Source organism: Marinomonas colpomeniae, from assembly GCF_014803385.1.
In the GTDB taxonomy this organism is placed as follows: domain Bacteria; phylum Pseudomonadota; class Gammaproteobacteria; order Pseudomonadales; family Marinomonadaceae; genus Marinomonas; species Marinomonas colpomeniae.
On record NZ_JACYFC010000006.1, the window covers coordinates 33,491 to 60,262 of the forward strand.

A 26,772-nucleotide genomic window follows, 5' to 3' on the forward strand; every position below is an offset into this window, starting at 1 on the left:
TTATTTAATTAATAAAAACTTAATGGATATGCCAATATCATGTCAGACAATACAGATTCTCTTATTTTACAACGATTACAAAATGACGGCCGCTTAAGTAATGTAGATCTTGCTGAGCAGATAAACCTCTCAGCGTCTCCTTGCTTACGACGTGTAAAAGCATTGGAAACAGAGGGTTATATTAAAGGCTACAGCGCTAAACTAGATCGTAAGAAAGCAGGCTTTGCTATGACGGTGTTTATTGAAGTTAGGCTCAATAATCACAGTACAGAAGCCATAGAACAATTTGAGAAAGAGGTATTAGATTTAGGCAATATAATTAGCGCATATTTAGTTTCTGGTTTTGCAGATTATCGGTTAGAAGCGGTGGCGAAAGATTTAACCGATTACGAGCGAATCTTAAAAGAAGTACAAAACCTCCCTTTCGTAAAAGGCATTCAGAGCAACTTTGCTATTCGTGCGATAAAGGCCGATGCTCCTTTACCTTTAGCTAATACATTTAATAAAACAAAGTAATTCACACTATGGCAAACTATCACTACTTTGCCTTAATACCTCTTAAAAGAGAAACTGCATAAATGGCTTTTCCCTCACTCCGCGCCAAATTATCACTCGCCGCTTGGCTGGAAGCTCACACTGAGTTTCGTCTACCAGCTCAGGCAAACGATTTAACATCTGCATTAAATTCTCTTGATACATCACCTCAATCTATCAGTTATTCAATGCAGTTTTCTCTATTAAAGCGCTATTTCAACCGCCTTATTTTGGGTGTTTTAGTCATGTCTTTTATATTGGGACTCGTCGCCGTTCCTCCTGCCTTTGCAACGAGCCAATCGAATCAGGTTAATATTTTCTGGTTATTTATTATCTTATTAGGATTTCACCTACTGAATTTGACGGCTTGGTTTGTCACTATGGTCGCAACCATGAGACACAGATCCGAAAACAAAGGCATTTTATTAAGCGCTCTGATTTTTCTAAACAAAAAAATAAGTAAGCACTCACATTTTGACGAAGAAACCACTTCCGCTTATTTGTATTGGCAATGCCCTATACAGTCAAATACATGGTTAGTCAGCAGCATTTCACATGGCGCTTGGGGATGTTATTTATTGGCCGGCTGGCTGATGACCTTATTATTACTGTTGACCAATCAAGTCGACTTTGTCTGGGAAACAACCTTACTAAGTGATGAAGCATTTATACAGATCACTCAAGCATTGAATATTGTGCCGCAATGGTTTGGACTTTCACTTCCTAATCAATTCGATATTCTGGCAAGTCGAATCGATCTTGTTTCTCAGGAATCCTCAACAAGACAACATTGGGCTAATTTTTTGCTCGCCAGCATTATGATCTATGGTGTACTTCCAAGACTTATACTCACCTTAATCAGTATAAGTCTGTATTATTTAAAACGCTCAACACTGCCGCTTAGTAATCAAGAACGCCTTATTCAAAACCGTTATCAATATAAAGAAAAACACAGCACCCTCATTGTCGATAATGATTCAAATAAAGCCTCTGAATCAGCAAAAACAACCAGTAAAACCGAGATAAACACACTCGATGAAAAGGCTTTTTTACAGCCCTGGGCGTTGTTTGAATGGAGCGCTCCTCTACCAAGTTTTTTAAATAAGGCCAGCACCTTATCTTTATTAAACAGTCGAAAAGAACAAACTCTATTCTTAATCGAGGCGACATCAACACCTGTTTATATTTTAGTCGATGCTTCACAAAGCCCAGATCGTGGCAGTAGACGATTCTTCACTCAAGTGAGCGCGTCTTATTCTTCTGCATTTATGGCAATATCCGATGACGAAAGCGCTCAATTCGTTGAAGACTGGCAACGCCTTGCAAAAGAAGCCCAACTGCCGTTTGCCAAAATCATAGGTAAGGATTAGCCCATGTCGATTTCTCTGCTTGTTGTTGGCCACGCCAATACTGGTAAAACCTCACTCATTCGTACCTTGTTACGCCGACACGACTTTGGTGACGTGAACGACAGAGCGGGAACCACTCGTCATGTGGAAAGCGTTAAGGTAAACATTGGTCAAAAAACCGTTGTTACGCTAACCGACACACCAGGATTTGAAGACTCAACCGGCTTATGGGACGTTCGTCATTCTAACGACTTCCGCTCGTTACAAGGTTCCCAGTGGCTACAACCTTTTTGCGACAGTCACTTTGCACAAAATGAGTTTGAGCAAGAAGCCAAAATCATTAAACAGCTCACCAATACCGACATTATTCTTTACGTAATTGACATACGACAAGCGCCTCTTGGTAAGTATTTAGACGAACTGGCGTTATTAGCCAGCGCCAATAAGCCCATTATTCCAATATTGAATTTCAGTGCGACACCAAGCGCTCACCTAAAAGCGTGGCGTGAAGTGTTAGCAGAACGACATTTACATGCGGTGGTTAAATACGACTCTGTGGCGTTTTATTTTGAAGATGAAAAACGCTTATACCAAAGCATTCAGAGTTTAATGCCAGAATATTACGACACCATTAACCAATTGATTGAATCTCGTGAAGTCGCCGCTCAGCTCCGCCTTACCGTGGCAACCAACCAATTGGTCGAACTGCTAATAAAGACAGCTAGTTCTCGTCTTGAATGTGCTCAATATCCGCCAAATCAAACAGAATCCACTTTATTTGAAAACAAAATACGTCAAATGGAGCAAAGCCATATAACCGAATTACTGCGCCTTTATGACTTTCAAAAAGAAGATTTGGTTGCCTCCCCCTTACCGATCAAAAACGACCAATGGCAACAAGACATTTTTGATACAGAAACCCTAAAAGAATGGGGAATTGAAACAGGAACAAGCGCATTAACAGGCGCGGCAATTGGAGCAGGAATCGATGTCATGTCGGCTGGTTTAACGTTAGGAACCGCCACTACCATTGGCGCGCTTTTAGGCGCAACCTGGAAAACCGGGCAACATTATAAAAACACCTTAAAAAGCAAATTAACTAACCGCCACTACTTGTGCTTGGACACTGCAACATTAACGCTCCTATGCCTGCGTGGCTTAACCGCCATTCAACATTTGCATCAACGAGGACACGCTTCTCAGCAAGTGTTTCAGCTTGTCACTCCATCCAAAGACAATGAGTTCATTGAACAAATAAAACCTTTCTGGAAGCAAGCACAACAACATCCAGAATGGGAAACACAGATATTATCCGATTCTCACCCTGTCAAACTCGGCTTACAGAAAACGCTAAGAACAGCTCTTTCTCTTAAAAATTAAAGATCGAGTACCAAGACTTCAAATAATAATGAGCCTATTTCTAACATTATAGAAACCATATTTTTAGAACGGGTTTGTTTTTTTACTATTTCACCCGATTAAATACGTTTTATACTTCATTATTTTCGCACCCTTTTGGTGGAACTGATCAAAGTTGGAGAAGTACTATGAGTTTTATAATTTACCTTTCAGGTGAAATACACAGTGAATGGCGTGAAGAAATCAAACAAGGCATCAAAGATCTTTCGCTTGATGTAGAAGTGCTTTCCCCAGTGACTGATCATGACGCCAGTGACGCAGCAGGCGATCATTTAGGTGAAGAGTCAGTAACTTTTTGGCGTGATCATAAGTCATCAAAAGTGAATGCTATTCGTACTCAGAATGCCATCAAGAAAGCCGATTTAGTGGTGATTCGATTTGGTGAAAAATACAAACAATGGAACGCGGCATTTGATGCGGGCTATTGCGCTGCACTAGGTAAACCTTACATTACAATGCACGCTAAAAATATCATTCACCCACTCAAAGAAGTAGACGCTTTGGCATTAGCTTGGACCCAGACACCACAAGAAGTGGTCGATATTCTTAAATACACTTTGCAGCCTTATTGAGTTAAACCAATATCACCCGCTACCAGCTGAATGCACAAAGGCCAACCTACTTTTGAAGAAGTAATGTCTCCCATTGTTGGCCTTTTCTATTCTTTGTGTTTCATAATTTACTGGTACGTTTCTAACACGGCGTCCAGTGTGATAGCATTTTTAAAAACAACTATTTTAAGCCCATACAATTGGCATAATAAGTGACCGTTGCAGATCAATCACTAAACACGCTAATAACGCCAACTTGTTTTGCTAATACATCTAAAAAGGTCATAGTCTTTAATCGCGTCATTGATTGTTTGGTAATATCAACCACCGCCATTGCAATGACCCTGAGCGTTCGAGTGACCAAGTGATAATGTCGAGCCGCGCTTGCTTGGGATCTTGAGCGTAATCAGAAGGATTACTATATCGCCTTTTTCATTCAATGCTAATAATGCGTAAATCGGTGGCGCAATAATCTTAACGCCCAATTTCATATTCACTAAAGACGTCTTAAACGTTTTATCTGCGTATATCCTGTTGTCTAAAAAATCGCCTTATTCATTATCAACGATGCTTTGTATTCATTCCATGCAACATGAGTGATCCAGAAATACATCTGACTCAGAAAAGAAAGCAGTGGCTCTTCGGTTTGAAAGCTCATATTGGTGTGGATGCACGAACAGGACTCACTCACAGTCTTAGTACGACAGCAGCCTACGTGCATGACATCACGAAAACAGCGAACCTTCTTCATGGTGAAGTGAGCTTTATCTCAGCCGATTCAAGCTATCGGGGCGCTCAAAAGTGAGAAGAGTTAAAAGGTGTCAAAGCAGACTGATTGATTTCCGCTATTTTTCGAAAAGCGATTCATCGTGGGTTAGCTAAAAATGACAGTAAGCTCGCCATGCTGTTTACTCTTGCAAATGTGTTTCGAGTTAATCAAATGATGCGAGCCGCAAGGGGTTAATCCGTTTAAAAACCACTAAACAAGATTTAATGATCTTGTTTAGTGGTAAGAAAGTAATAAACCAGCCACATTACTGGCTGCTATTGGGCTTTTCATAAGACTAGCTACAGTCTCCGTGTCGCTCGACTTGACCTTATGTTCCCTAATAACCCAGTCCTGCTAGGCGGTTGTGATCTGACTTTATTGCTTCTTCCATAAAGCCAAAGAAAACTTTCACTTTGGCGGAGTTTTCCAAATCGTTGTGAGTCATCATCCAAAGGTCTGTGCTCTGGTCTATCATTTTCACATCTATTTTTTGTAGAATTCCAGAACAGTCACCAATAAAACAAGGTAAATAAGCAAGCCCCATCTTGTTCTCAGCCGCCGCCATCAAAGGCTCAAAAGAGTCCGTTTTCATTACTATCTTTTCTTCCATAATTAGTTCCGACACTTGTAGAGAAGCGTTACCTTTAGACATTACTAACCAAGATGCAGATTCAAGAGGGTGCTTACCTTGGAGGCCGTTGATATAACTTGGGGCTCCATATACACCATAAGCTATTTTGCATAATTTAGTGCCAGAAAATGATTCTGGTAACTCAGTGGCAGGCCTAATTGCAACATCCGCATCTAAGTTTGAAATATTCAGTCGTCGAGAAGTTAGACTGAGTTCCAACTGAATCCTTGGATAAAGCTGATGAAAAGCCGCCAAATGAGAACTCAAAATTAAACGAGACAGTGCGTCTGTTGTCGTTAGCCTCAATATACCTTCCAACTTCATTTCTTGTCCGAAGATTTTACGTTCCAGCTCTTTCACTGTGGATTCTACAGCGAGCGCGGACTCCAGGAGTTTTTTCCCTTCTACCGTTAATTTGTATCCAGTAGGAAGTTTATGAAAGACCTGTAATTTATGACGGAGTTCAAAAGCGTCAAGTCGACGTAATACGGTACTGTGGTTGACTCCTAGTGATCTGGTTGCAGCAGATAATGACCCTTCATTTGCCACAGTCAGAACATATTGCAGATCACCCCATCGTATGTTGTGCATTTTTGCATACCAAATATGTTTAATTAGAGAGTTTACCAAAAACTTAGTATAGGTATAGTCACCATACCAATTCAATAAATAGAATTGAAACTCATTGAATTCCAAAATAGATAATTAGGAGAAAGGTAATGTTTAAGAAAAATCTACACATCGTTCTGATTAGCCTTCTGGCTTTCTTCCAAGTCACGCCAGCACTGGCGGATGAAACAAAAAAAATTGATTCAACTAAAACACTTGAAACGGCTCAAGCATTTCTATGGGCGGCCGGCTCTGGTGATATGAACAAGCTTCAGACTCTAATGGCAGACGATTTTGTTTGGCACAACGAAGGTGACACAAGTATTCCGTGGATCGGTAACTGGGAGTCAAAAGAAAAGGTACTGAACACTTTTTTCCCTCTCTTTGGTGCAGGCTTGAAAGTAACAAGCTGGTCTACAGATCATAGCTTTGCAAACGGTGACCAAGCGGTATTTATGGGTAGCATGAGTGCAATTGTTAACGAGTCGGGTGTAGACACCGGTAAGTTCAGTTGGGCGGTACGTGTTCAAGTTGAAGGTGGCAAAGTGAAGAGTTGGAACTGGTTTGAAGACAGCTATGCAGTGTCTAAAGCTTACCACGCTAAGAAATAACCAACTATGCTCTGAAAAGCTCGATATGTTCTCTGGATATATCGAGCTTTTTAAACAAAATGACTTTTGAAAAGAGATGGGTGAAATTGTGCATTATTTATGTTTCTGTTGTTAAACTAATGTAAGTACCAATCAGTGACGAACCGAAAGACATTTAAGTATTAGTAAACGAGTTGCAGTTCACGAGCAATCATTTTATTACTTCGTTCCACCTCGGTCGCGATGACTATTGCCGAAAACCCCAGTTCATTTAGACCTTTAATCTGATATCGCTCTTTTAGCGTCAGTTGCTCATATTGGTGATTCATTTTGGATGGTCTTAGTGGATTGTATGAGAACTCGAAGCCTATAGGCAAATGACTCTCCTATCGATACCAAGTATGTTGGTTATTGCTGAGGTCTAAGGTTAAGGAAGGTACGAATAAGCCCTTTTCCCTTGGCAATTTTTCCTGCATTGCCCTAATAAATCTTGCCCTTTGTTGGTTAAATCGTCTATTGACTGATAGCCGTATACTTTTTAATAAAGACATCATTGCACTAAAAAATGCGCACTATGCCCAGAATAGGTCATCGTAAGAAATGGAATTAATACGTTCAAAACGAGATAATAGTTGTCAATCGAGTAGGTACATTAGCCTATGAAGTAGCGAAGGAATGACAACTTAACCATAAATCAACTGTCAGGATTCCGTCAACTCTAGGTCTAGACGCTCTTGAGTTTTACGCATTTTTTCTTCACAAGCTTTAATCAAATGAATAACATCCGTCTCATGCAAGCCTGTTGTATCAATTGGATCGAGCATTTCAACGATAACATTTCCGTTATTTAAGCGATTCAAATTCACTTGCCCATGAGTATTGCTGCAAATAACAGGCACAATAGGAACACCGGCTTGGACAGCGGCATGAAACGCACCTCTCTTAAATGGGAGCATGCCTCTTCCACGACTGCGAGTACCTTCGGGAAACATCCAAATAGAAAGCCCTGTCTTTTTCATACTAGATACTACTTGATCAATCGTCTTTATCGCCTTTTTTCGATTATCGCGGTTAATTAATATATTACCGCTTACCAAATAAAGTGCGCCAAAGAAAGGAATCCACAATAGACTAGACTTACCTACCGTCACAACGCCTTTTGGTAAAACGGCTGCCAGTGTGAATAAATCAAAATTGTTTTGATGATTGGCAATATAAACAGCTTGTGGAGAACCTTGTGATAGGTGAGAAACACGCCCTTCAACCGACAAACCAAAGAGAGGCGCTACTTTAGAAAAGACCTGACCAATATAATAAACACGATTCTTTGAACGTAATGTTAGTAAGCAAAAAATAGTCCCAACTATGGTCACAACCACGGTAAGAACTAAAAGTAATACAGATCGTATCAGAAACAACATCGTACAATTTACCTATTAATAACAACCTTCAAGCATTATAGGTTTAGATTAAATCTTATGAAAATTTTCACGCCATTGGAAAAAGTCATCAGCAACTAAGGGCTTAGAAAAAAAGTATCCTTGTATTTTATCGCACTCATAATGCCTCAATATATCGACACTGGCAGCATCTTCTGTTCCTTCCGCTGTCACTTGAAAACCTAGACTATGAGATAAATCTATGGTCGCTTTGGAAATAAATTCATCACCTTTATTCGTGGCTATATGCTGAATAAACGCTCGATCAATTTTCACCTCATTGACTGGTAGTTCACGCAAATACGCTAGCGATGATTGACCTGTCCCAAAATCATCAATGGCAAGGTGTATATCCATTCTCTGCAAAGCCTTTAGTACGTTAATCACTTTGACGCGGTCATTCATAACCGCACTTTCAGTCACTTCCAACGCTAACGCTCGTGCCGGTAAGCCATTATCCTCAAGCGCTTGCCTCACCATGTCTGGCAAAGTTTCGTCTACTAAATCATGTGCAGACAAATTAATAGCCACACGAATTTCGTGCCCTGCAGACCACCATTCGCTTAGTTGAGATAAAACAGAATTAATCACCCATTTTGTTAACAGCTGAATACTACCAGCGTGTTCCAATAAGGTTATAAATTCGTCAGGAGGAAGAAAACCTAATTTAGGATGAATCCAACGAATAAGCGCTTCAGCTTCATTACAGTCGTTCTCTGCAACCCCGACTTTTGGCTGGTAAACGACAAACAATTGATTACTTTGTAACGCCATAGGCAAGTCTTGGACAATTGTTAATTGTCGCTGATGGTCTTCATCTTGACCTTCCTCGTAAAAAGCACAAAGCGCACTTCCTTCTTTCGCTTTATCGGATACTATGTCTAACCGTCTCAAAGCACCGTTCACACTAGAAGTAGCATGTTCAAACAATAATACGGCAACATTTATGTCTAGGCTCATACAAGAATGTGCTGATGATCCACTCTCTGTCTCAAATTCCATTTCAAACAGTGTTCTTAAATCAAGACAGTCTGTCTCTGAAATATTTTGTTCAAGAATCAGTAAAAAACGGTCTCCACCTAACCGTGCGACCATAGAAGCATCATCCTTCCAGCCCTTAAGACGTTCTGCGGCTTTAGATAACAAAAGATTCCCAACATCCACACCTAACATATTGCTAATGTTTTTAAAGTGACGAATGTTAACGAGTAGAAGGCTACCTTTTGTTTTCGGTAGGACATCACTCAAATACTGCTCAACAGCGCTCTGATTAAGCAAGCCTGTCAATTGATCATGGGAAGCTCGATAGGTCAGCTCTTCTTCACGGTTCTTGATCGAGTCTTGCATCGTTTCCATCGTGCTTGATAGAACACAAAACTCCCCACTCAAACTCGGTGCTTTTACTTTTTTAGTACCTAGACCAATCTGTTGGGCATAATCTACCAACCGGCCAATTGGGCGTGTCATATTACGAGCAAACGCCACACCTAATAATAAAGCTAGCGCTAAAGCGGCAGAAAAAATCAATAACAATTGGTTACGAGTATTGTTGTAACTAGCTAGCCAAGGACCATAAGGTAAATGAATAATACCCCACTGGCTCGGTATACCCAGATCAACACCTAATGATAGGTACTTTTCGTTATTAGAAAAAACAGGGGCATTTAGAATATTTTCGATGCGTCCAATGTCTTTCAAAAGCGTCGATTTTTCGTTTTCAGGTAATGTCGACCCACTTGATAAAAGGTCAGAATCATTTGTTTCATGTACGAAGCTGATATCTAAACCAGCAACCGTCTTAATTTGCTCTGCTAAGGAATGATCTAACAAAAACGCCATTCCTACCCAAGCAACTACATTAGGCGCTTTAACGGGCACTAAAACCAACTGATAAGCACTATCTCCAAACGCGATTTTAGTACTAATAGATGAGCTACCTGAAGGTCGAGCGGCTAAAACTAAGTCAGAAATAGCATTATTGACACCAAGCTCTTGAGTGGCAGTAATGATTTCACCAGTAGGAGAAGCCAAAAGCGAAATATCAGCATTAATACGAGCACCATGATTTTCTAAAACAGATCGAATGGTGCTTGTTTCTCTTGTCGCCACGGCTTGTTTAAAGGCAAAATCAGACGTCAAAATTTCGACACCTTGAGTTAACTGCTCAGCTCGTGATTCTAGGAATAAATCAAAGACATTGCGCGATACATCAATGGCATCAACACCTTGCTTGTAGTTGTCTTCTTTTAAGGACGTTAATACAGCCAATGCGGTACCTAGCTGAACCAAGGCAAGTAACACTAAAATAAATATAATCAATCGTGCTTGAAAGCTTTTTAACACGTTAAAACCTCTAAAATACAAATCAGGCAAGCCTGCCAAACAACTCATTTAGCATAACATCTAAATAATACACTGATAACTAAGAATAATAGGGGTTATAGGGCGTTTATGCCATCTAAGACCTAAAGCACTTGAACATCAATAAAAATTAACATAAGTTATAATTTAAAACTTTTGTTAATTTGACTGTGGCAGACCAGCATGAAAGAACAAACTTACCGCGTTTTTGAAGCTATCAAGCTCGACCCATTAGCCTCTCAGCAATCTCTTGCAGACAGGCTAGACATGAGTAGAGAGTCTGTTGCTGGCCACATTATGCAACTTACTCGACAAGGTTACATTTTAGGCAAAGGTTATTTACTTGCGGAACAAAATACCTACGTCGTGATAGGTGGTGCAAATGTCGACATCAACGGACACAGCGGAACCTCATTAGCACTTCATGACTCCAACCCTGGCACTATTACCCAAAGTCCTGGTGGCGTAGGAAGAAATATCGCTGAAAATCTCGCTCGTTTAGGTGAACACGTTCATTTGATTGCTCCAATAGGTGTAGATCAACGGGGCGATTGGCTCATAGAAAAAACACGTTTAAGCGGTGTAGAAACGCATAATGTTTTACGTCATGACACGCTGCCAACAGGTACTTATTTAGCAATCAGTAATGACTGCGGTGAACTGCAAGCGGCTATTGCCGATATGAGAATCATCGATTCTTTAGATGAACACAAACTCAGTACTAAGCAAGCTCTATTACAAAGCGCTTATAGTATTGTTGTCGATGCAAACCTCACAGTTAAAAGCATCGAATGGCTTGCTCAGCAACCACTTGAAGCACTCTTTATTGCAGATGCTGTGTCTACCGCTAAAGCGCCTAGACTACGCTCTATTTTACCAAAGTTATCTTTACTAAAAGTAAATCAAGATGAAGCTCGTGCCATTCTTGATTCCAACGAAGAGATACCAGAAAAACTGGCAGAAGCCCTATTAGCCAAAGGGGTTAAAGAAGTATTACTTAGCCTTGGCAGCCAAGGTGTACTATTTGCAAATGCTGAAAACAGCCAACGTAAAGCCTGCCATCCGACACTACCGGTTAGTGACACTGGCGCAGGCGATGCCCTTTTGGCAGGTTATTTAAGTGCATGTCAGCAAAACAAAAAACTTGATCAGGCACTGTCATTCGCACTTGCTTGCGCAGCCATGACACTAGAAAGCGCACACGCTAATCACCCAGAACTTACCGTTCAACATGTAACCCAATGGATAGAAAACCTATGAATCAATACTTAGATATCAACCCTGATGTAGCAGCAGCTATTGCCGCTGGAAAACCTGTTGTCGCACTAGAAAGCACGATCATTTCTCACGGCATGCCATGGCCCCAAAATGCTGAAACAGCAAAAAAAGTGGAACAAATCATCCGTGATAACGGCGCGGTTCCAGCTACCATTGCGATTATTGACGGTCGTCTAAAAGCAGGCCTAAGCAATGAAGAAATAGACACATTAGCAAAAGCAGGCTTGTCCGTGACTAAGTGTTCACGCCGTGACTTGCCTTTTGTTGTTGCACAAAAACAACATGGCGCAACAACGGTTGCCGCTACTATGATTATCGCCGCAATGGCTGGTATTAAAGTGTTTGCTACTGGCGGTATTGGTGGTGTTCACCGTGGTGCCCAACAGACTTTCGATATCTCTGCAGACTTACAAGAATTGGCGAAAACCGATGTTGCTGTTGTCTGTGCTGGTGCAAAATCTATATTGGATTTAGCATTAACAAGAGAATATTTAGAGACCCTAGGCGTGCCAGTATTAGGTTACAAAACGGATACTCTACCAGCATTTTATACTCGTGAAAGTGACCACAGTGTTGATTACAACCTATCATCAGCTGCTGAAATAGCCGAGTTCATTAAAGCAAAGTGGGATATGCAATTGCATGGTGGCGCCATTATTGCCAACCCAATTCCAGAAGAGTTTGCTATGGATAAAGCCGTTATTGATTCTGCCATTAATCAAGCATTAGCTGAAATGGAAGAACAAGGTGTAGCAGGTAAAGAGTCAACACCATTCTTATTAGCACGAGTAGCAGAGTTAACTGGCGGCAACAGCTTAGCAAGTAATATTCAGCTTGTGTTTAACAACGCTCGCCTTGCTGCTGAAATTTCTGCCGCAATGTAAATACAAACCAGAAAAGCGAAAGACTAACTCTGCCAATAGTTGTCTTTCCAATAGTCGATTTGATCGTCTTCGAGGAAACTCCAAGCGACAAATCGACTGATTTTTTGACCTTGAGCCATTTCAATTGTTTTCACCTGTCGTGCACCAACATCTTTTAAAACACGGTAAATAGCATCCAGGTTTCCTTGCCGAGCTACTAACGAAGTAAACCAAAAGCAACGGTCGCCATACTGAACACTTTCTTTGATCATACGAGAAATAAAGCCAGCTTCACCACCATCACACCATAACTCTGGCGCTGTACCACCGAAGTTTAATACTGGCTTATCCGTCCCTTCTTTTTTCCCTTTGACTCCACGCCATTTACGCTGTGACTCACCGAGCATTGCTGATTCACTCGTATGAAATGGTGGATTGCATAAGGTTAAATCGAATCTATCTTGCTCCTTCCAAACACCGTTGAAAATCTTGTTTGGTTGAGTTTGCAATCGCGCCGTTACCGCATTTTTTAAACACGAGTTTGATTTGATAATGGTGTCACACGTTGCTATCGCAAGTTGATTCACGTCCGAGCCAACAAACTGCCAACTATATTCTTGGTGACCAATAATCGGGTAAACACAGTTTGCCCCCACTCCAACATCTAAAACCTTAACGCCTTTTCCACGAGGAATAACGCCTTGGTTACTGTCTGCCAACAAATCGGCTAAATAATGAATGTAATCAGCCCGTCCTGGAATAGGCGGGCAAAGGTAGCCTTTTGGAATATCCCAAAAGGCTACCCCATAGAAGTGATTCAATAAGGCTCGATTTAATGTTTTCACCGCGTCAGGATTAGCAAAATCAACCGATTGATTACCATATTGATTCAGTTTTATAAAAGCAGAAAGTTCAGGACAAGAGTCTGCCAAAAGAGCGAAATCATAACGCGCACGATGTGGATTTCTAGGGTGAAGCTCTAATTTATTCGTCCGCTTACTTTTCGTATTTTTGTTTTTTAAGACCACTGTGATGCCATTTTTTGAACCAAAGAATAAGTATAACCGAATTTCTAATATTGGACTAAAGCGCACAAGGTGATGTCGTATTAATAAAATTAGGACAATGAACGAATTTATCTATATTTGAAAGGAGGAAAGAGTCAGAACCACAACATAAATGGAGCAACAGTAAGACCAATAACAAAGATAACAGCAAACAAGGTGAAAAGAGCTTCAACGGGGTTCTGACGAGCATGCTGTATATAGCCAATCAACCACTGACCAATAGATGGAGCTATCATGTCTTTCGCTCGCTCGGTTTGATCAACCTTGATAAGCGCGAATGCTTTATCTGCTTCTGTTTTGTCTTTTACCCAAATTCCAGCCATAGATATTTGCCAACGACCAGCGGTTGTTTCATAGAAAGCAATGTCATGATCGGTTAACAAATGACGAATATCATCCGCTTCTTCATCTGGAACATATTTAAGCCGAAAAACAAGCGTTGCCATGCAGTAAAACCTTGAAGGTAAAAAAAGAAGAGCGAAGGGTAAGAGAAGACAGCAAGGAATACAATATGGTGTCTACTTCTATTTGTTCTTCACCAGCCATGTAAGCACTTGATCATAAGGAAGTGGGGCGCAGAAATAGTAGCCTTGTACACTATCAATATCTAACTCTTTTACCGCATCTAATTGGTCTTTACGTTCTACCCCTTCAGCAACCACTTTCATATTGAGTTCTTTTGCCAATTTAGTAATAGACGTCAATACCTGTTGAGTGAACTGATCGTCTTTTAAACTGGCAATAAAAACTCGGTCAAGTTTTAGTGTGTCATATGGGAAACGACGAAGAAAATCTAACCCTGAATAACCCGTACCGAAATCATCAACAGAAAGGCGGATATCTAATGCTTTTACGTGCTCAAAGCGGCTCACCATTAAAGGCAACTCTATAGCACTTAATGCACTGGTTTCTGTAACCTCTAAACCTAATCGTCCTTTTAATTCTGGATACTCTTCAAGGATACCAGTGAACGTAGAAATAAAGTCCTCATTTAATAAACAATACCTATCTACATTCACAGCCGTCGTAATATTGTTGAGCAATTTTTGATTTTCTCGATAAAACTGCCCTACGTTACGAAGAACCATCCAAGTTAAATCTCCTAATAAATTTAAACGGCCTGAGATTTCAATAATGGATAACGGTGACACCTGACCATGATAAGGTGAACGCCATCGAATTAAAGCCTCCATAGCATGAGTTTTATTATCATGCAGTGAAACTATAGGCTGATAATACACTTCCATATCATTGCCTCTGATCGCCCTCCTTAGACAATGAGGTAAGGAACGACGATAATATAGAAAACCCCAATGAAGCGCACAAGATAGAGCCCAAAGCACAATCCAAAGCACGACACCAAAAGGAAGCAAGGTCATTGCTTTGCTCCAATACACATTGGATGGCAAAATAATTTTTAACGTCATGGCCCAATCATCAAGGGAAATATTTTTTTGATCTAATATTTCAGAACCCATGTTGAGTTCATTCGAGACCAAAGCCAACTTACCTATAGTTAATTCGTAGGGATAATCTGGTAATAATAAATGGTCAATATCCATAGATAAACTTTTAGGCGGCGCCAAGCCATTGGCTCCAATACCATTCTTCCCAAGGTAAAATGCGATAAAAGTTTTTTCACCAAGGATATAAGACTTAACTAGGGATACGGTTGTATGGTCTTCACTTTGTTCTATACGATCTTTAATCGTTGAAAAGATATTAAAGTTATTAACACCAAAATTTGTACAATAAACACGAAAGTTGTCATCGAACAAGCCAAACTCTTTAAAAATAGGAGAGTAGAAAACCTTGTGGCGTAGCTGCCCTATATCTTCTTTCTGACAAGATAAAGAGGCATCATTCACAATATGCTTAAGTTCTCTAAAAATCTCATCCATTCGATGAGTCAGGGCATTTTCAGCAGCCTGAGATTGATCATTTAGATCTTTTATCAGGTAGAAATACAACCCAGAAGCAAAAACGAGTAAACTCAGAAATAATGAAAAAATACCATAAGAAAAGACAAGGCTTTTTTTGAAAGGTGTTAATGTCGTAATCCCTGTAAACATAAAATACCTTATAAATACGACTAATGCTTTAACGCACCTTGTTAAAGCAAAAAATATTAAGTTAATAACATCATTGCATATTACTGTTTTTTTACCAATAAAAAAGGCCATCAAAAAAGATGGCCTTTAAAAAATTGAGAAAATACATTCACTAAAAGAACTTACATTAATTATGCTTCACAGTTAAAGCTATCGAGCAACAAAGAATCACTTGTCATTACATATTGGAATTTATTTTTTCAATGACAATAGACAAATAACCGACTTCAAAACCAAATTTTGTCATTACAGATTCATTCATAACAACGCCCTCTTTCACCATGTACATGCGGTCATCCACGTTTACTTCCAAGGTACTACCATCGTAAGGAACCTGAAGGACATAATTCATAAACAAAGCATTACCTGATATTTTCACTTCACCGAAGCCTATAACATCATTGGCTGTCGCAATGTATTGTCCATTTTCATCTGGCGTCATAGTCCAAGTTCTATACTGAATTTCACCATCATCAAATAGAAATTCTTCCGCAAGCGTTCCGACACCGTTTTCCCAATTCCCTTCCAGTGTCGCATTAAAATAACGAGTCACTTCGCCACTTCGATTTTTCAGAATACCATGAGCTTTTAATGAACCTGAAAAGAACTCCTGTAGTTGGAATTTAGGTTCATTATTGGCGTACAAAGAAACATCTGAAGTCGAACACGCCGACAGCATAAATAAACACATCAAAGCCAGTATTTTACTTTGGGTGGCTTGCCATACATTACGCATATTATTTCCTTTGAATGACACTACTTTGAAAAATAGTTTATAAAGAAGTATTTAAAAATAACGATATTGAATATCTACAGTTTCATATTTACCTGCAGCATTAGCGATATTAGCTCGCCCAGTAAAACGCAATAATTTTTTCTCTGTGGCATCGTAGGCAACAACGATAGGGTCAACTGCGAGTTTTACCACCCAAGAAATGGGTGATAAAGAAAAGCAAATCGCATCACTTTTTGTTCCATCGATACAAGGAGCGCGACTAAAACGGAAGCGAAATGTAGTTTTCTCGCTTGGCACTAAATAATCGACGCTGAGCTTCTTACCAGATTCCAATACAGACCAATATTGCTTAATAAAACCATCAAACCCAGCATCAATTATCATGCCCGCGTCTACTTTAAAACGTTTTGAATCTTGTTTAGAGACTGAGTTTTCTTTGTAGCTAACAACGAGACTATTACCTTCTTGCCTTACGAAAATCTCTTCACCATTACGTTCGTTTATTTGACTTAAACTTGGAGCAATAAGGGACTGCGAAAAATCAATTGTTTTACGTGCAAAAACGTCACCGTTTGGCTCAGTGTATTTTACTTCGTGAAGTACATGATTAATTTTTTTATGGGTTTCTCTATACAATAAAGAGCCTGTTTTTAAGCTATAAGCGCTACCTATAATATTACTGCCTATAGTGCTGCTATTTGCGGCCTGAACTAGACTAATAGAACTAAATAAGAAAATAAAAACAGCAATTATTGCTACACACTTTTGCTTTAAATAGACTAAAAGCACCATCACTCAATCCCTCTAATATCCAAGTCTTGATCTTCAAACAAGTCCCATTTTTCACTAAGCCAAAATCCAAGTGGCAACACTATGGCCCAAACAAGGGCAACGACGAGCAAAGACATAAAAATGGGTTCTGCTAATGTGATACCAGCAAGTCTAGCGCCTGCAAAATAACTCATCGTTGGTCCAATCATGCCCAATGCTGAACTCAATAAGTATCGAGATCGTAGAAATGCTAAACTATGAACAAACAAGGTTCCTGTGCTTACCCAAAGACATAATAGCCAAACAGGTGGTATAGCAATAACACCATTCTCGTCGTCGTTTGAAAAAACGCCCAGTTGAAACAAAGTACCATCAATCAGTACCCCAAGAGCAACAAACACAAACAACAGCCGCCATTCACGACGCGTCGTCATAAAATAGCGATCATGTAGAAACAAATACAGGGCGGTTGCTGCAAGCGCCCAAGCACTGCCTGCGAGCAAACAAACAAACCAGATGATTTGAAACAAAGCCGCATTAAAGAAGCGCTTCATATTGTCAGCCAAACTTATGTTCGTACAGTCAAAACAGGTTGCTCGATAGACAAACGATGCTCAGGTTTTGCAAACACAAACTGCCCAGTGCTGATCGCTCGTTCTTTAAAGCCACCTTCACAATACGCGAGGTAAAAATCCCACATACGGCAGAACACATCATCAAACCCCATGTCCATGACATGGTGACGAGCCGCATGGAAGCGTGTGCGCCAATCCGCAAGTGTTTTAGCATAATGCTCAGTAATATCTTCTAAACCGACAATTTGCATGTCTGTTTTAGATGCAATTTTATGAGCAATCACTTGGTTAGATGGCAAGCAGCCACCAGGAAAGATATAACGCTGAATGAAATCAACAGAACGACGCGCATAGTCATAACGCTGATCGGCAATGGTAATTGCCTGAATAACCATTACACCATGAGGCTTCAATAGTGCACTGCATTTTGAAAAATAACTGTCGTAGAACTTATGACCAACCGCTTCAATCATTTCGATCGATACGAGCTTATCGTATTGGCCTTCTAAATCACGGTAATCTTCAAGTAACAAAGTAATTTTATCTTGTAAGCCTTCTGCTTCTACTCGTTCTTTGGCAAATTCATATTGTTCTTTAGAAATGGTGGTCGTTGTGACTTGGCAGCCATAATGTTTGGCCGCATGAATCGCCATGCCACCCCAACCCGTACCAATTTCTAAAAGATGATCCTCTTTACTCAGCTGTAGCTTTTGACAAATACGATCCAGCTTATGAACAGAGGCTTCTTCTAAAGACGCTCCTTTTTGAGGATAAATCGCAGAGGAGTACATCATGGTTGGATCAAGAAACAAAGAGAAGAAATCATTACCGAGATCATAATGAGCAGAAATATTTTCTTTTGAACCTTTTTTAGTATTAGCATTCATTTTGTGCATGATCTTGGCACCAATACGGCTCCATATAGGCCGTTTGGCATCCATTTTATTAATCAAATTTAAGTTAGCTACCATCAAACGAATCACGGCAACAACATCAGACGATGTCCACCAGCCTTTCATATAAGCTTCACCGGCACCAATGCTACTGTTCAGAAAAATATCTCGATAAGTATTTATGTCATGAATATGGATATGAGCAATGTACTTCGAGCTCTCTTTTTCTTCACCAAATAAGTAAATATTACCATTTTCTTCTAGAATTAAATGACCGACTTCCAATCGCTCTAACATAGCAAAAACCATTTTACGGGCTAGGCTATCGAACCATGTCGTTGTGTTGTTTTTTCTCACTTTTTGATTATCCATACTTACGGAGTTCATAATTATTAGTCTCCTTAATGAGTGTTTTTTTCAAATGGACCACTTTTTGATAAACAGTTAATGGGTAGGGTGCGAATGAAACGGTACCTTTTTCACCCACAATTTGAATGCTTGCCAGTAAATACCAAATGCTACTTGCATCGTCATAACCGGATAGCTAAAAAGCACTCGAGCCATAGAAGAGGATGTCATTGGCACACGGGATAAAGATAAAGTGGCATCAAACACACGTTGCTCACCGGATAATTCTTTATTCTCCATGTGAACAGCTAACTTCTTAGCTGGAATGTTGCTGCGCCAATCATAAAAATGATCCATTGGGTGAAACGGCGACACATGCATTTCCTTATTAAATTGAATACGTTGCGTCTGATTATTTGGATCACATTTTAAAATGTAAGCAATTTTTTCACTCCAAGGCGTGTTCGTGACCTCAAGCAACATGGCTTGCAATTTTTCTTCCTCATCAAAACAGTAATAGATGGTGATTGGATTAATGATAAAACCAAAATAACGGCAATTCGTCAGCATACGAACTGGGCCTGAAAGTGCTAAGCCAAGGCGTTCATTTACTACATCGAGTACCGCTTGTTTTATCGATACAGAAGCATCACCAAAATAATCTTTACGGGCAAAACGTGCTAAAGACCAAGTTTTCATAGACCACCAAGGACTCAAAGCCAAAGCGGTATCTAATTCATCTAAATCAAAATACATCATAAAAATACGATATCTAAAAGAATGAGATCTAGGAGAAAAACGACGGTGTCGAACGGTGCCTTGATAAATAGCACTGTGTTTCATCGCACCGTTTTCGTTCATCGTTTCAATGGACTGACTCACCATTCCACACCCAGTCCATTCGCCACTCGCACACCACTCCAGCAACCATCTTCATGGAATCCGTTACGCCAATAAGCGCCACAGAACCAAGTGTTATTCACGCCATTAATGTCTGACCAACGATCCTGTGCTTTGATACCTTCTAACGTAAAAGTAGGATGTGCGTATTTAAAGCTGCCGATGATTTTACCTGGCGCAATCATGTCAGTTTGATTGAGAGTAACAACATAGGTCGTATCGCTTGAAAAATGTTGCAAGATGTTCATGTTGTAGCTGAGGGTTGCTGGCTTATTTTGGTCTGTACCTAGATGATAATTCCAGCTCGACCAAGCCAGTTTGGCTTTTGGCAACAAGCTAGTGTCTGTGTGCAGAACGACATCGTTATTACGATAAGGAATAGCAGACAATATATCTTTTTCGTCTTGGCTTGAATCAGCAAGCAACGATAACGCTTGATCACTATGACAAGCAAAAACCACTTGATCGAATGTTTCTTCAGAACCGTCTTCTAGTTGAATCACCACACTATCAGCAAATCGCTGTACTTGCTTGATTTGAACACCTAAACGAATTTCATCTGTAAAACTCTCGACTAAAGGCTGCAAATATGCAGAAGAACCACCTTCAATAACACGCCACTGTGGGCGATCACTCACACTCAACAAACCATGATTTTTGAAGAAGCGAACAAAAAACACCAAAGGAAACGCCATCATTTCATCCAGTGTAGATGACCAAATAGCGCTCCCCATTGGAATCAAGTAATGACTCGCAAAGCGTTTCCCATAGCCTTTCTCTTTGAGGTATTCACCTAATGTAACGCCTTCTCGTAATTCGCCACTTTCTAAGTCTTGAATGGCTTCTTTATTAAAGCGAAGAATGTCTTTCAACATACCAAGGAAAGGGAAATTAAAAAGATTACGTCGTTGAGAAAACAAGGTATTTAAATTATTTCCGCCATATTCCAAGCCTGTACGCTGACAGCTAACGCTAAAGCTCATTTCCGTTGCGCGTGAAGAAACACCGATCTCGTTCATCAATCGAATAAAGTTCGGGTACGTCCAATCATTAAAGACAATAAATCCGGTATCAATTGCTCTGGTACCCTCTTCTTCTTGCACTTCTACGGTTGCGGTATGACCACCAATACGTTGTGCTGACTCAAATACGGTAACCTCATGTTTACGCTGTAAAAGGTATGCGCTGGTTAACCCTGAAATCCCTGATCCTATAATGGCCACTTTCACTTATTTGTCTCCTTAAAACTCAGTACCTTGTGTACTAGGCACGATAATGTATTTTGTCAGCTTCGCTTGTTTTGAAGTGTAAATTTTTGAACTACTTTGTCTCTGTACTTTTAGGCGCCAACATAGAAAGCCATAATTTGGGAAAATGACGTCCCATCCAAAGCATGGCAGACAATCGCTTCGGAAAAGCGAATTCGTACGGGCGTGAATTCAATGCCGTATGCATGCGTTTTGCGGCTTCATCTGCTGACATAAGAAAAGGCATAGAAAAAGTATTTTTTTGCGTTAGAGGCGTATCGACGAAACCAGGTAATAAGCAAGTGACATCAATATTGAATTGCTTCAGATCCATTCGAAGAGAAGATAAAAAATATCGTGTTGCCGCTTTACTTGCACCATAAGCTTCAGCTTGCGGGAATGACGCTTGTACCGCTTGTGAGCTGACACCAACAAGATGTGGGTGATGCGCTTTCTTTAGTAGTGATAAACAAACATCAACGCTGTTCACCAAGCCAAAAAAGTTAACCGACATAACTCGATCCATCATTTTCCAATCAGGATTTTCATCCGTTATGTCTAAGTATTCGCAAGTCCCTGCATTTAAAACGGCGCAATCTAGATGTGATGTTAAAGCACTAAGCGTCTCTTTCATTGCATCTACCTGATTCCCATCAGACACATCAAAAGGGGCAAAGATCAAGTGTTCATAGGTATCGAGAAGTAGTGTAAGTTCACCCTGTGTTCGAGCACTTGCCAATACCTTCCAGCCGTCATCTAAATAACGCCTAGTAAGTGAGAGACCAATACCAGAGCTAGCGCCCGTTATCCAAACAATTCGCTGATTCACATCCTTCATTAAAATATCCCTAGACTAAACCGCTAATCGTCTTTTTAATTTTCTCACGACAGACCCTAACAAAGGCACATGCTCATAAATAAGCTGTCCTAAATCGTAAATATCTTCATGAAAGTAAATACGTCCATTGAATTGCACCTGACTTATGCCACGGACTGTGATGGTTTCCTTACCAAGCTTAGGATGCTTAAAGTGCATATTCCACTTTATGTAAGCGGTATTTTCTGAAACTACTTGATCTAAGTATTCAAACCGACCACTTTGAACATTCACACTCATCTCAGAAAGATACGCATGAAGTGCTTCTGAACCACGTAGTTCGTGCACAGGATCTTTGAAGACAACATTTTCTGTATAAATTTCATCGATTTTATCTAACTGCGGATGTTTGACATCTTGATAAAATTCTTTGAAACGTTCGATTAACAAATAATTAGAATCCATTTTAGAATCCGCCATACGCTCCACTTGCCTTAAAATAGGGAATCAATCCGTTTTTATCTACTTTACTTAAACGCTGCCATTTTTGTTTTGGATCACATTTTTTGTGTAAACACTATTTCAAATAAAAAGTTATTAACCTAACGCATACATTAAATTCACTTGCTCTATCATTTACCCCTATTTTTTGCCTTTGCTCATCTTTTATTTAGGTAAATAGAAAAAAGTGATCCACACTTACCTTTGATACGTATATTAATTAAACGCAAGCAAAGCGTGATAACAGCCTTCCTTTCTTTACGGAGCTATAAATGGAACGCGCAACAAAATTACAATCTGACGAGCAGCGCATAGATGATATGTTTGCGATTGCTGAACATAAAGATCAAGCAGCTTTAGCTCGTTTGTTCGACCACTATGTTCCAAAGGTGAGAGCTTTTTGTCTCGCTAAGCAACCAGGTGCCAATTTGATGGCCGATGATATTGCTCAGGAAGTAATGATCCGTATATGGAATAAGGCTCACACATACAAGAAAGAGTCAGCCTCTCTTAATACATGGGTTTTTACTCTAGCAAGAAACGCACGTATTGATTATTTGCGTAAAAACAGCCGCCATCAGTCTGATATTGATCCTGAGTATCTTTGGCAAAATGTCATCGATGAAAACGCAGATCCGTTTAAAGACGCTCAGCAGAAAAGGGACCAAGAACGTATCCAACAAGGTTTGGATAAGTTGCCACCTGACCAAAAGCAGGTATTGGCAAAGGTTTATTTAGAAGGCAAAACTCACAAGGAGGCAGCGGAGGAGTTATCTCTTCCCCTAGGCACAATTAAGTCTAGAGTCCGTCTTGCTTTGCACAAACTCACTATTTACGTTAAGAGGTAGTATTCGATGACTAACTACCATCCATCGATTGAAATGTTGACCGATTACGCTGCAGGCTCATTAGCCTTAGCTCACTCTTTGTGTGTGTCTACACATTTAGAACATTGCAATGAATGCCAGCAGCAAATTAGAAAACTTGAAATGCTCGGTTCGCACCTGTTTGATCAAACACCAACAGAAGAACGCCAGCTAAACAGTTTAAAAAACAGCTTTTTCGATACACTAATGAAACAGCCGAAAGCAGAAGATCGCGTTGAAAAACCACTTCAGCTAAAAAATCCATCGCAATGGGATGAATACAAAATCCCTAGCAGCTTACGCCAGTTCATTACTAAAAATTATGATGACCTTAATTGGATGCGATTATCACCCTCTTTTAAAATTGCCACACTTTATAACGAAGAAGGTGGAGCACAGATTGCACTGACTAGAGTAAAAGCGGGTGCGCATATGCCAACCCATACTCACACAGGTGATGAGATAACATTGGTATTGGAAGGTGCGTTTTCAGATGAGAGTGGAGTATATCGCCAAGGTGACTTTATTAATCGTGATGCCAGCCATAAGCATAAGCCTATTGTCACCAAAGATGCGGAATGTATTTGCTTAACCGTTCTAGATGCACCAATTGAGTTTACCGGTTGGTTAGCACGATTATTAAACCCAATTATTCGTCGCTATCACCCCCATTCTCAAGCATAAAAAAGAGACAGTTTATACTTCACTCACAATTAATCATGGGCGAATATGAACGCACGATTGCAGACGTTAGCCAATAACAAGCAAAGTTTGTGAAATTCTGGTATAGTCCTTGTTCAATCAAATAACAAGGACTATTTATCATGGCAACTAAGAAAAAACAGCCAGCTGCTTCGGAAACGTCGGAATCCATTGAAAAGCAGATGCAAGAGTTCCTTGCCCGTGGTGGAGAGATAGATAAAATTGATTCAGGTGTTAGTGGACAATCTCAGTTAACAGGATCACGTCATATTTCCCTTGGAAACAGTAAAACAAAACCACAAACTCCATCTTAAAGTTTAAGGTTTTTTACCTTTCATAAATATCTTCTGTTTCCATTTGTACGCCAACTCTATAGAAACCGTTCTAGAGTGATTACCCTAACATCTGGTTAGACACCCTAAAATGAACATAGGTTGGCGCCTCAAATCCACAGTTATCAATTGAATTCAGACTTCTAGTCTACTTCCATGAAAGATGAATATATTATGCTTACCGAATCTGATCGTGCATTTTTTCAGCCTAAATGGCGTCGTGTTGCAGCTACTTTATTCTGCGTTGCTTGGTCCATTGTAGAATGGATGTCTAATGAACCAATTTGGGCCATGATGGCAGCAGGCATAACGACTTACTGTTTATGGAATTTTTTCTACAAATTCGACGACAGTAAAGACTCATCTTCCGAGTAATATTTTTAGTATTTCCTTTATATTGCACGACTTCACACTTCTTAAAATAAGGTGTCGTCACATTTTTGCCACGCAATCGTCACGTCATCGTAATATTCACACTCTACCCTCACTGTAAGCCAACTAAAGACACTTACAAACGAGGAGCAACACTGTGATACAAGTCGAGCAAATGATTGTTAATAAATCTCCTCAATTTTTCGACAAAAGCCCACTTATTACACGCCCTACGTTAAGCGTATTAAAACGTTTATTCCACGAAAGTGAAGTTAATCAATTCCTGGAAACCAACTACGGCTGTGTCGGCTTCGAATTTATTGATCGTGTGTTAGATCATTTCAACTTCAGCTATCAAGTGAGCCAAGTAGATCGTCGCAATATTCCCGCTAGCGGGCGAGCTATGATCATTGCAAACCACCCTCTTGGCGCTTTAGATGGCTTAGCGTTACTAAGATTAATTGGTGAAATTAGATCCGATGTAAAAATTGTCGCTAATGACCTACTTATGGGATTTGACGGATTAAAAAATCTCGTTTTACCCGTAGACAATATCGGTGGAAAAACAGGTCGACAGCAACTCAAAGCGATTATGAACTGTCTTCACAATGAAGAAGCTGTCATTATTTTTCCTGCTGGTGAAGTCTCTCGCCTATCTCCAAGTGGTGTAAAAGACCAAAACTGGAACCAGAATTACTTAAAACTCGCTCAAAAGACAAACAGCCCTCTGTTGCCGGTTCATATTGGTGGTCGTAATTCTATGCTGTTTTATACTAGCTCATTGTTATATCGGCCGCTTTCAACCATTCAACTTGCGAATGAAATGTTTCGTCAAAAAAATCGTAAAATCCCAATGCAAGTTGGCCAAGCTATCCCTATTCAAGAATTAGCTAAATTACCTCTTAGCGATAAAGAAAAAAACAAACTAGTGAAACGTCATTTGTACCGAATAGCTAAAGGGAAAAAACCGTTATTAAAAACAGAAAAAACGGTTGAGCACCCACAAAATCGACAACAAATAAAACTAGAATTGAAACAGTCTGAACACCTTGGAAGCACCAAAGACAACAAACAAATTTACTTGTTTGACTACGATCCAATGTCCGTCACCATGAAGGAGATTGGTCGTTTACGCGAGATTGCTTTTCGTAAGGTAGGCGAAGGGACTGGCGAGCGTTCTGACTTGGATAAATTCGATCAACATTATCGTCACCTTATTCTTTGGGATGAAGAAGCATTAGAAATTGTTGGTGCTTATCGCATCGGTGAAGTCGCTCGTTATATGAAAGAAGACAAACCGAATTCTATTTATAGTGCTGAATTATTTAAGTATTCCTGCGACATGGAACCTTACTTCGAACAAGGTATTGAACTTGGTCGCAGCTTTATTCAACCTAAATATTGGGGCAAGCGCAGCTTAGATTATTTATGGTATGGCATTGGTGCATATTTGGATCGACACCCAGAAATACGCTACATGTTCGGCCCTGTTAGCTTAAGCAATAGTTACCCTCAAGCAGCCAAAGATTTCATTGTCTCTTTTTATAAGCTGTATTTTTCAGACAAAGAGCATTTAGCCCGATCTTTTACGCCATACCAAGTAAATATAGAGCATGCAGAAATTATTTCAGGCGTTTTCTGCGGAGACAATTACGAAGAAGATTTTAGAGTACTAAAGGAACAACTCAGTCATTTCGGTGCCAGTGTTCCAACACTCTTTAAGCAATACAGTGAACTGTGTGAACCTGGTGGTGTACGCTTCTTAGACTTTGGAGTCGATGCCGACTTTGGCTACTGCGTAGACGGTTTAGTCCTAGTAGACCTAACCACAGTTAAAGAAGCGAAACATAAACGCTACCGAGGCCACAATTAAATTACGACTTTGGGTCGTGATGGTGACTATGGGAGTGATGATCATAGTCCTTCTCCGGTTGTTTGAAAAAAACCAGATATATTATTTTCATCACAAGAATGACACTTAACACGATAAGAACTATCATTTGAAATTCCATAAAAACACCTCTGCTGTTTTTTTAGATGTCGTTTCAGTATAGATGACCAACACAGTTATAAATGTATATTTGCACTGCTGGTTAGACTGTAAAAGCATTAGAAACATATCACTATATTCCAAAAAACAA

At 39.9% G+C, this 26,772-nt stretch carries 28 protein-coding genes and 1 pseudogene; 13 read left to right on the forward strand and 16 right to left on the reverse strand.

The window, feature by feature from the left end; genetic code table 11:
- The first annotated feature begins 39 nt into the window (after positions 1-39).
- From IF202_RS15495 to IF202_RS15510, 4 genes are all read left to right on the forward strand, one after another.
- Positions 40-516 carry an Lrp/AsnC family transcriptional regulator gene (locus IF202_RS15495; protein ID WP_191595831.1) on the forward strand — a complete coding sequence of 159 codons (477 nt, stop codon included), beginning with the start codon at positions 40-42 and terminating at the stop codon, positions 514-516.
- A 62-nt stretch (positions 517-578) separates the two neighbouring features.
- The gene (locus tag IF202_RS15500) at positions 579-1,904 is read left to right on the forward strand and encodes a DUF2868 domain-containing protein (protein ID WP_191595832.1); all 1,326 of its coding nucleotides are present in this window, start codon (positions 579-581) and stop codon (positions 1,902-1,904) included.
- A gap of 3 nt (positions 1,905-1,907) precedes the next feature.
- Complete coding sequence (locus IF202_RS15505; protein WP_191595833.1) at positions 1,908-3,263, forward strand: DUF3482 domain-containing protein; 1,356 nt, start codon at positions 1,908-1,910, stop codon at positions 3,261-3,263.
- A gap of 167 nt (positions 3,264-3,430) precedes the next feature.
- Positions 3,431-3,874: a YtoQ family protein gene (locus IF202_RS15510; RefSeq protein WP_191595834.1), complete on the forward strand. Its 444-nt coding sequence runs from the start codon at positions 3,431-3,433 to the stop codon at positions 3,872-3,874.
- 299 nt (positions 3,875-4,173) lie between these two features.
- Here the strand turns inward: IF202_RS15510 and IF202_RS17350 are convergent, their stop codons facing one another.
- The gene (locus IF202_RS17350) at positions 4,174-4,350 is read right to left on the reverse strand and encodes a hypothetical protein (RefSeq protein ID WP_206705530.1); all 177 of its coding nucleotides are present in this window, start codon (positions 4,348-4,350) and stop codon (positions 4,174-4,176) included.
- A 101-nt stretch (positions 4,351-4,451) separates the two neighbouring features.
- Here IF202_RS17350 and IF202_RS15520 point away from each other — a divergent pair.
- Positions 4,452-4,817 (forward strand): annotated as a pseudogene (locus IF202_RS15520) (transposase); the annotation flags it as partial.
- Positions 4,818-4,959: 142 nt separating this feature from the next.
- On the opposite strand, the gene IF202_RS15525 reads toward IF202_RS15520, so the two are convergent.
- Positions 4,960-5,844, reverse strand: a complete 885-nt coding sequence (locus IF202_RS15525) for a LysR family transcriptional regulator (RefSeq protein WP_191595835.1) — start codon at positions 5,842-5,844, stop codon at positions 4,960-4,962.
- A gap of 128 nt (positions 5,845-5,972) precedes the next feature.
- On the opposite strand from IF202_RS15525, the gene IF202_RS15530 reads away from it, so the two are divergent.
- Positions 5,973-6,473, forward strand: a complete 501-nt coding sequence (locus IF202_RS15530) for a nuclear transport factor 2 family protein (protein ID WP_191595836.1) — start codon at positions 5,973-5,975, stop codon at positions 6,471-6,473.
- A 161-nt stretch (positions 6,474-6,634) separates the two neighbouring features.
- On the opposite strand, the gene IF202_RS15535 is transcribed toward IF202_RS15530, so the two are convergent.
- The 3 genes from IF202_RS15535 to IF202_RS15545 form a co-directional block, all read right to left on the reverse strand.
- Entirely contained in the window at positions 6,635-6,781 is a 147-nt protein-coding gene (locus IF202_RS15535; protein ID WP_191595837.1) for a hypothetical protein, read from the reverse strand.
- A gap of 372 nt (positions 6,782-7,153) precedes the next feature.
- The gene (locus tag IF202_RS15540) at positions 7,154-7,873 is read right to left on the reverse strand and encodes a 1-acylglycerol-3-phosphate O-acyltransferase (RefSeq protein ID WP_191595838.1); all 720 of its coding nucleotides are present in this window, start codon (positions 7,871-7,873) and stop codon (positions 7,154-7,156) included.
- A gap of 48 nt (positions 7,874-7,921) precedes the next feature.
- On the reverse strand, positions 7,922-10,234 hold the full coding sequence (locus IF202_RS15545) for a putative bifunctional diguanylate cyclase/phosphodiesterase (RefSeq protein ID WP_191595839.1): 2,313 nt from the start codon (positions 10,232-10,234) through the stop codon (positions 7,922-7,924).
- 201 nt (positions 10,235-10,435) lie between these two features.
- Here IF202_RS15545 and IF202_RS15550 point away from each other — a divergent pair, with 201 nt between their 5' ends.
- Both IF202_RS15550 and IF202_RS15555 read left to right on the forward strand, forming a co-directional pair.
- Positions 10,436-11,512 carry a carbohydrate kinase gene (locus tag IF202_RS15550; protein ID WP_191595840.1) on the forward strand — a complete coding sequence of 359 codons (1,077 nt, stop codon included), beginning with the start codon at positions 10,436-10,438 and terminating at the stop codon, positions 11,510-11,512.
- Positions 11,509-12,414 carry a pseudouridine-5'-phosphate glycosidase gene (locus IF202_RS15555; protein ID WP_191595841.1) on the forward strand — a complete coding sequence of 302 codons (906 nt, stop codon included), beginning with the start codon at positions 11,509-11,511 and terminating at the stop codon, positions 12,412-12,414. Before IF202_RS15550 ends, IF202_RS15555 begins: the two co-directional genes overlap by 4 nt.
- Before the next feature lie 23 nt (positions 12,415-12,437).
- On the opposite strand, the gene rlmF is transcribed toward IF202_RS15555, so the two are convergent.
- The 11 genes from rlmF to IF202_RS15610 all read right to left on the reverse strand — a co-directional run bounded on the left by rlmF (position 12,438) and on the right by IF202_RS15610 (position 22,338).
- Positions 12,438-13,421: a 23S rRNA (adenine(1618)-N(6))-methyltransferase RlmF gene (gene rlmF, locus IF202_RS15560; RefSeq protein WP_191595842.1), complete on the reverse strand. Its 984-nt coding sequence runs from the start codon at positions 13,419-13,421 to the stop codon at positions 12,438-12,440.
- A 134-nt stretch (positions 13,422-13,555) separates the two neighbouring features.
- Positions 13,556-13,906: a DUF6164 family protein gene (locus tag IF202_RS15565; RefSeq protein ID WP_191595843.1), complete on the reverse strand. Its 351-nt coding sequence runs from the start codon at positions 13,904-13,906 to the stop codon at positions 13,556-13,558.
- Between the two features lie 78 nt (positions 13,907-13,984).
- Entirely contained in the window at positions 13,985-15,532 is a 1,548-nt protein-coding gene (locus IF202_RS15570) for an EAL domain-containing protein (RefSeq protein WP_191595844.1), read from the reverse strand.
- A 217-nt stretch (positions 15,533-15,749) separates the two neighbouring features.
- Entirely contained in the window at positions 15,750-16,307 is a 558-nt protein-coding gene (locus tag IF202_RS15575) for a DUF3833 domain-containing protein (protein ID WP_191595845.1), read from the reverse strand.
- A 51-nt stretch (positions 16,308-16,358) separates the two neighbouring features.
- Complete coding sequence (locus IF202_RS15580) at positions 16,359-17,099, reverse strand: hypothetical protein (protein ID WP_191595908.1); 741 nt, start codon at positions 17,097-17,099, stop codon at positions 16,359-16,361.
- Positions 17,099-17,632, reverse strand: a complete 534-nt coding sequence (locus IF202_RS15585; RefSeq protein ID WP_191595846.1) for a DUF2878 domain-containing protein — start codon at positions 17,630-17,632, stop codon at positions 17,099-17,101. The genes IF202_RS15580 and IF202_RS15585 overlap by 1 nt, the downstream gene beginning before the upstream one ends.
- A gap of 14 nt (positions 17,633-17,646) precedes the next feature.
- A complete protein-coding gene (locus tag IF202_RS15590) occupies positions 17,647-18,933 on the reverse strand; it encodes an SAM-dependent methyltransferase (RefSeq protein ID WP_191595847.1) in 1,287 nt (428 codons plus the stop codon).
- Between the two features lie 57 nt (positions 18,934-18,990).
- Positions 18,991-19,779 carry a DUF1365 domain-containing protein gene (locus tag IF202_RS15595; protein WP_235963577.1) on the reverse strand — a complete coding sequence of 263 codons (789 nt, stop codon included), beginning with the start codon at positions 19,777-19,779 and terminating at the stop codon, positions 18,991-18,993.
- Positions 19,773-21,023, reverse strand: coding sequence for an NAD(P)/FAD-dependent oxidoreductase (locus IF202_RS15600; RefSeq protein ID WP_191595848.1), 1,251 nt, complete (start codon positions 21,021-21,023; stop codon positions 19,773-19,775). The genes IF202_RS15595 and IF202_RS15600 overlap by 7 nt, the downstream gene beginning before the upstream one ends.
- Positions 21,024-21,114: 91 nt before the next feature.
- Positions 21,115-21,879 (reverse strand): SDR family NAD(P)-dependent oxidoreductase, encoded by a 765-nt coding sequence (locus IF202_RS15605; protein WP_191595849.1) that lies wholly within the window; start codon positions 21,877-21,879, stop codon positions 21,115-21,117.
- Positions 21,880-21,894: 15 nt separating this feature from the next.
- Positions 21,895-22,338, reverse strand: coding sequence for a nuclear transport factor 2 family protein (locus IF202_RS15610; RefSeq protein WP_191595850.1), 444 nt, complete (start codon positions 22,336-22,338; stop codon positions 21,895-21,897).
- Positions 22,339-22,631: 293 nt separating this feature from the next.
- Between IF202_RS15610 and IF202_RS15615 the strand changes: the two genes are divergently transcribed.
- The 5 genes from IF202_RS15615 to IF202_RS15635 all read left to right on the forward strand — a co-directional run bounded on the left by IF202_RS15615 (position 22,632) and on the right by IF202_RS15635 (position 26,504).
- Positions 22,632-23,207, forward strand: coding sequence for a sigma-70 family RNA polymerase sigma factor (locus IF202_RS15615; RefSeq protein WP_191595851.1), 576 nt, complete (start codon positions 22,632-22,634; stop codon positions 23,205-23,207).
- A gap of 6 nt (positions 23,208-23,213) precedes the next feature.
- Positions 23,214-23,909: a ChrR family anti-sigma-E factor gene (locus tag IF202_RS15620; RefSeq protein WP_191595852.1), complete on the forward strand. Its 696-nt coding sequence runs from the start codon at positions 23,214-23,216 to the stop codon at positions 23,907-23,909.
- Positions 23,910-24,049: 140 nt separating this feature from the next.
- Positions 24,050-24,241 (forward strand): hypothetical protein, encoded by a 192-nt coding sequence (locus IF202_RS15625; protein ID WP_191595853.1) that lies wholly within the window; start codon positions 24,050-24,052, stop codon positions 24,239-24,241.
- 192 nt (positions 24,242-24,433) lie between these two features.
- Positions 24,434-24,634: a hypothetical protein gene (locus IF202_RS15630; protein ID WP_191595854.1), complete on the forward strand. Its 201-nt coding sequence runs from the start codon at positions 24,434-24,436 to the stop codon at positions 24,632-24,634.
- Between the two features lie 154 nt (positions 24,635-24,788).
- Entirely contained in the window at positions 24,789-26,504 is a 1,716-nt protein-coding gene (locus IF202_RS15635; RefSeq protein ID WP_191595855.1) for a GNAT family N-acyltransferase, read from the forward strand.
- Positions 26,505-26,772: the final 268 nt, after the last annotated feature.

Excerpts from the sequence above, each read along its gene's own strand:
- IF202_RS15580 (WP_191595908.1), bottom strand. The coding sequence starts at position 17,099 with ATGGTGCTTTTAGTCTATTTAAAGCAAAAGTGTGTAGCAATAATTGCT.
- IF202_RS15570 (WP_191595844.1), bottom strand. The coding sequence starts at position 15,532 with ATGTTTACAGGGATTACGACATTAACACCTTTCAAAAAAAGCCTTGTC.
- IF202_RS15625 (WP_191595853.1), top strand. The coding sequence starts at position 24,050 with ATGGCAACTAAGAAAAAACAGCCAGCTGCTTCGGAAACGTCGGAATCC.
- IF202_RS15555 (WP_191595841.1), top strand. The coding sequence starts at position 11,509 with ATGAATCAATACTTAGATATCAACCCTGATGTAGCAGCAGCTATTGCC.
- IF202_RS15615 (WP_191595851.1), top strand. The coding sequence starts at position 22,632 with ATGGAACGCGCAACAAAATTACAATCTGACGAGCAGCGCATAGATGAT.
- IF202_RS15565 (WP_191595843.1), bottom strand. The coding sequence starts at position 13,906 with ATGGCAACGCTTGTTTTTCGGCTTAAATATGTTCCAGATGAAGAAGCG.
- IF202_RS15495 (WP_191595831.1), top strand. The coding sequence starts at position 40 with ATGTCAGACAATACAGATTCTCTTATTTTACAACGATTACAAAATGAC.
- IF202_RS15525 (WP_191595835.1), bottom strand. The coding sequence starts at position 5,844 with ATGCACAACATACGATGGGGTGATCTGCAATATGTTCTGACTGTGGCA.
- IF202_RS15595 (WP_235963577.1), bottom strand. The coding sequence starts at position 19,779 with ATGGTGAGTCAGTCCATTGAAACGATGAACGAAAACGGTGCGATGAAA.
- IF202_RS15630 (WP_191595854.1), top strand. The coding sequence starts at position 24,434 with ATGCTTACCGAATCTGATCGTGCATTTTTTCAGCCTAAATGGCGTCGT.
- IF202_RS15610 (WP_191595850.1), bottom strand. The coding sequence starts at position 22,338 with ATGGCGGATTCTAAAATGGATTCTAATTATTTGTTAATCGAACGTTTC.
- IF202_RS15500 (WP_191595832.1), top strand. The coding sequence starts at position 579 with ATGGCTTTTCCCTCACTCCGCGCCAAATTATCACTCGCCGCTTGGCTG.
- IF202_RS15535 (WP_191595837.1), bottom strand. The coding sequence starts at position 6,781 with ATGAATCACCAATATGAGCAACTGACGCTAAAAGAGCGATATCAGATT.
- IF202_RS15620 (WP_191595852.1), top strand. The coding sequence starts at position 23,214 with ATGACTAACTACCATCCATCGATTGAAATGTTGACCGATTACGCTGCA.
- IF202_RS15540 (WP_191595838.1), bottom strand. The coding sequence starts at position 7,873 with ATGTTGTTTCTGATACGATCTGTATTACTTTTAGTTCTTACCGTGGTT.
- IF202_RS15510 (WP_191595834.1), top strand. The coding sequence starts at position 3,431 with ATGAGTTTTATAATTTACCTTTCAGGTGAAATACACAGTGAATGGCGT.
- IF202_RS15530 (WP_191595836.1), top strand. The coding sequence starts at position 5,973 with ATGTTTAAGAAAAATCTACACATCGTTCTGATTAGCCTTCTGGCTTTC.
- IF202_RS15575 (WP_191595845.1), bottom strand. The coding sequence starts at position 16,307 with ATGCGTAATGTATGGCAAGCCACCCAAAGTAAAATACTGGCTTTGATG.
- IF202_RS15550 (WP_191595840.1), top strand. The coding sequence starts at position 10,436 with ATGAAAGAACAAACTTACCGCGTTTTTGAAGCTATCAAGCTCGACCCA.
- IF202_RS15605 (WP_191595849.1), bottom strand. The coding sequence starts at position 21,879 with ATGAAGGATGTGAATCAGCGAATTGTTTGGATAACGGGCGCTAGCTCT.
- IF202_RS15585 (WP_191595846.1), bottom strand. The coding sequence starts at position 17,632 with ATGAAGCGCTTCTTTAATGCGGCTTTGTTTCAAATCATCTGGTTTGTT.
- IF202_RS15590 (WP_191595847.1), bottom strand. The coding sequence starts at position 18,933 with ATGAACTCCGTAAGTATGGATAATCAAAAAGTGAGAAAAAACAACACA.
- IF202_RS15505 (WP_191595833.1), top strand. The coding sequence starts at position 1,908 with ATGTCGATTTCTCTGCTTGTTGTTGGCCACGCCAATACTGGTAAAACC.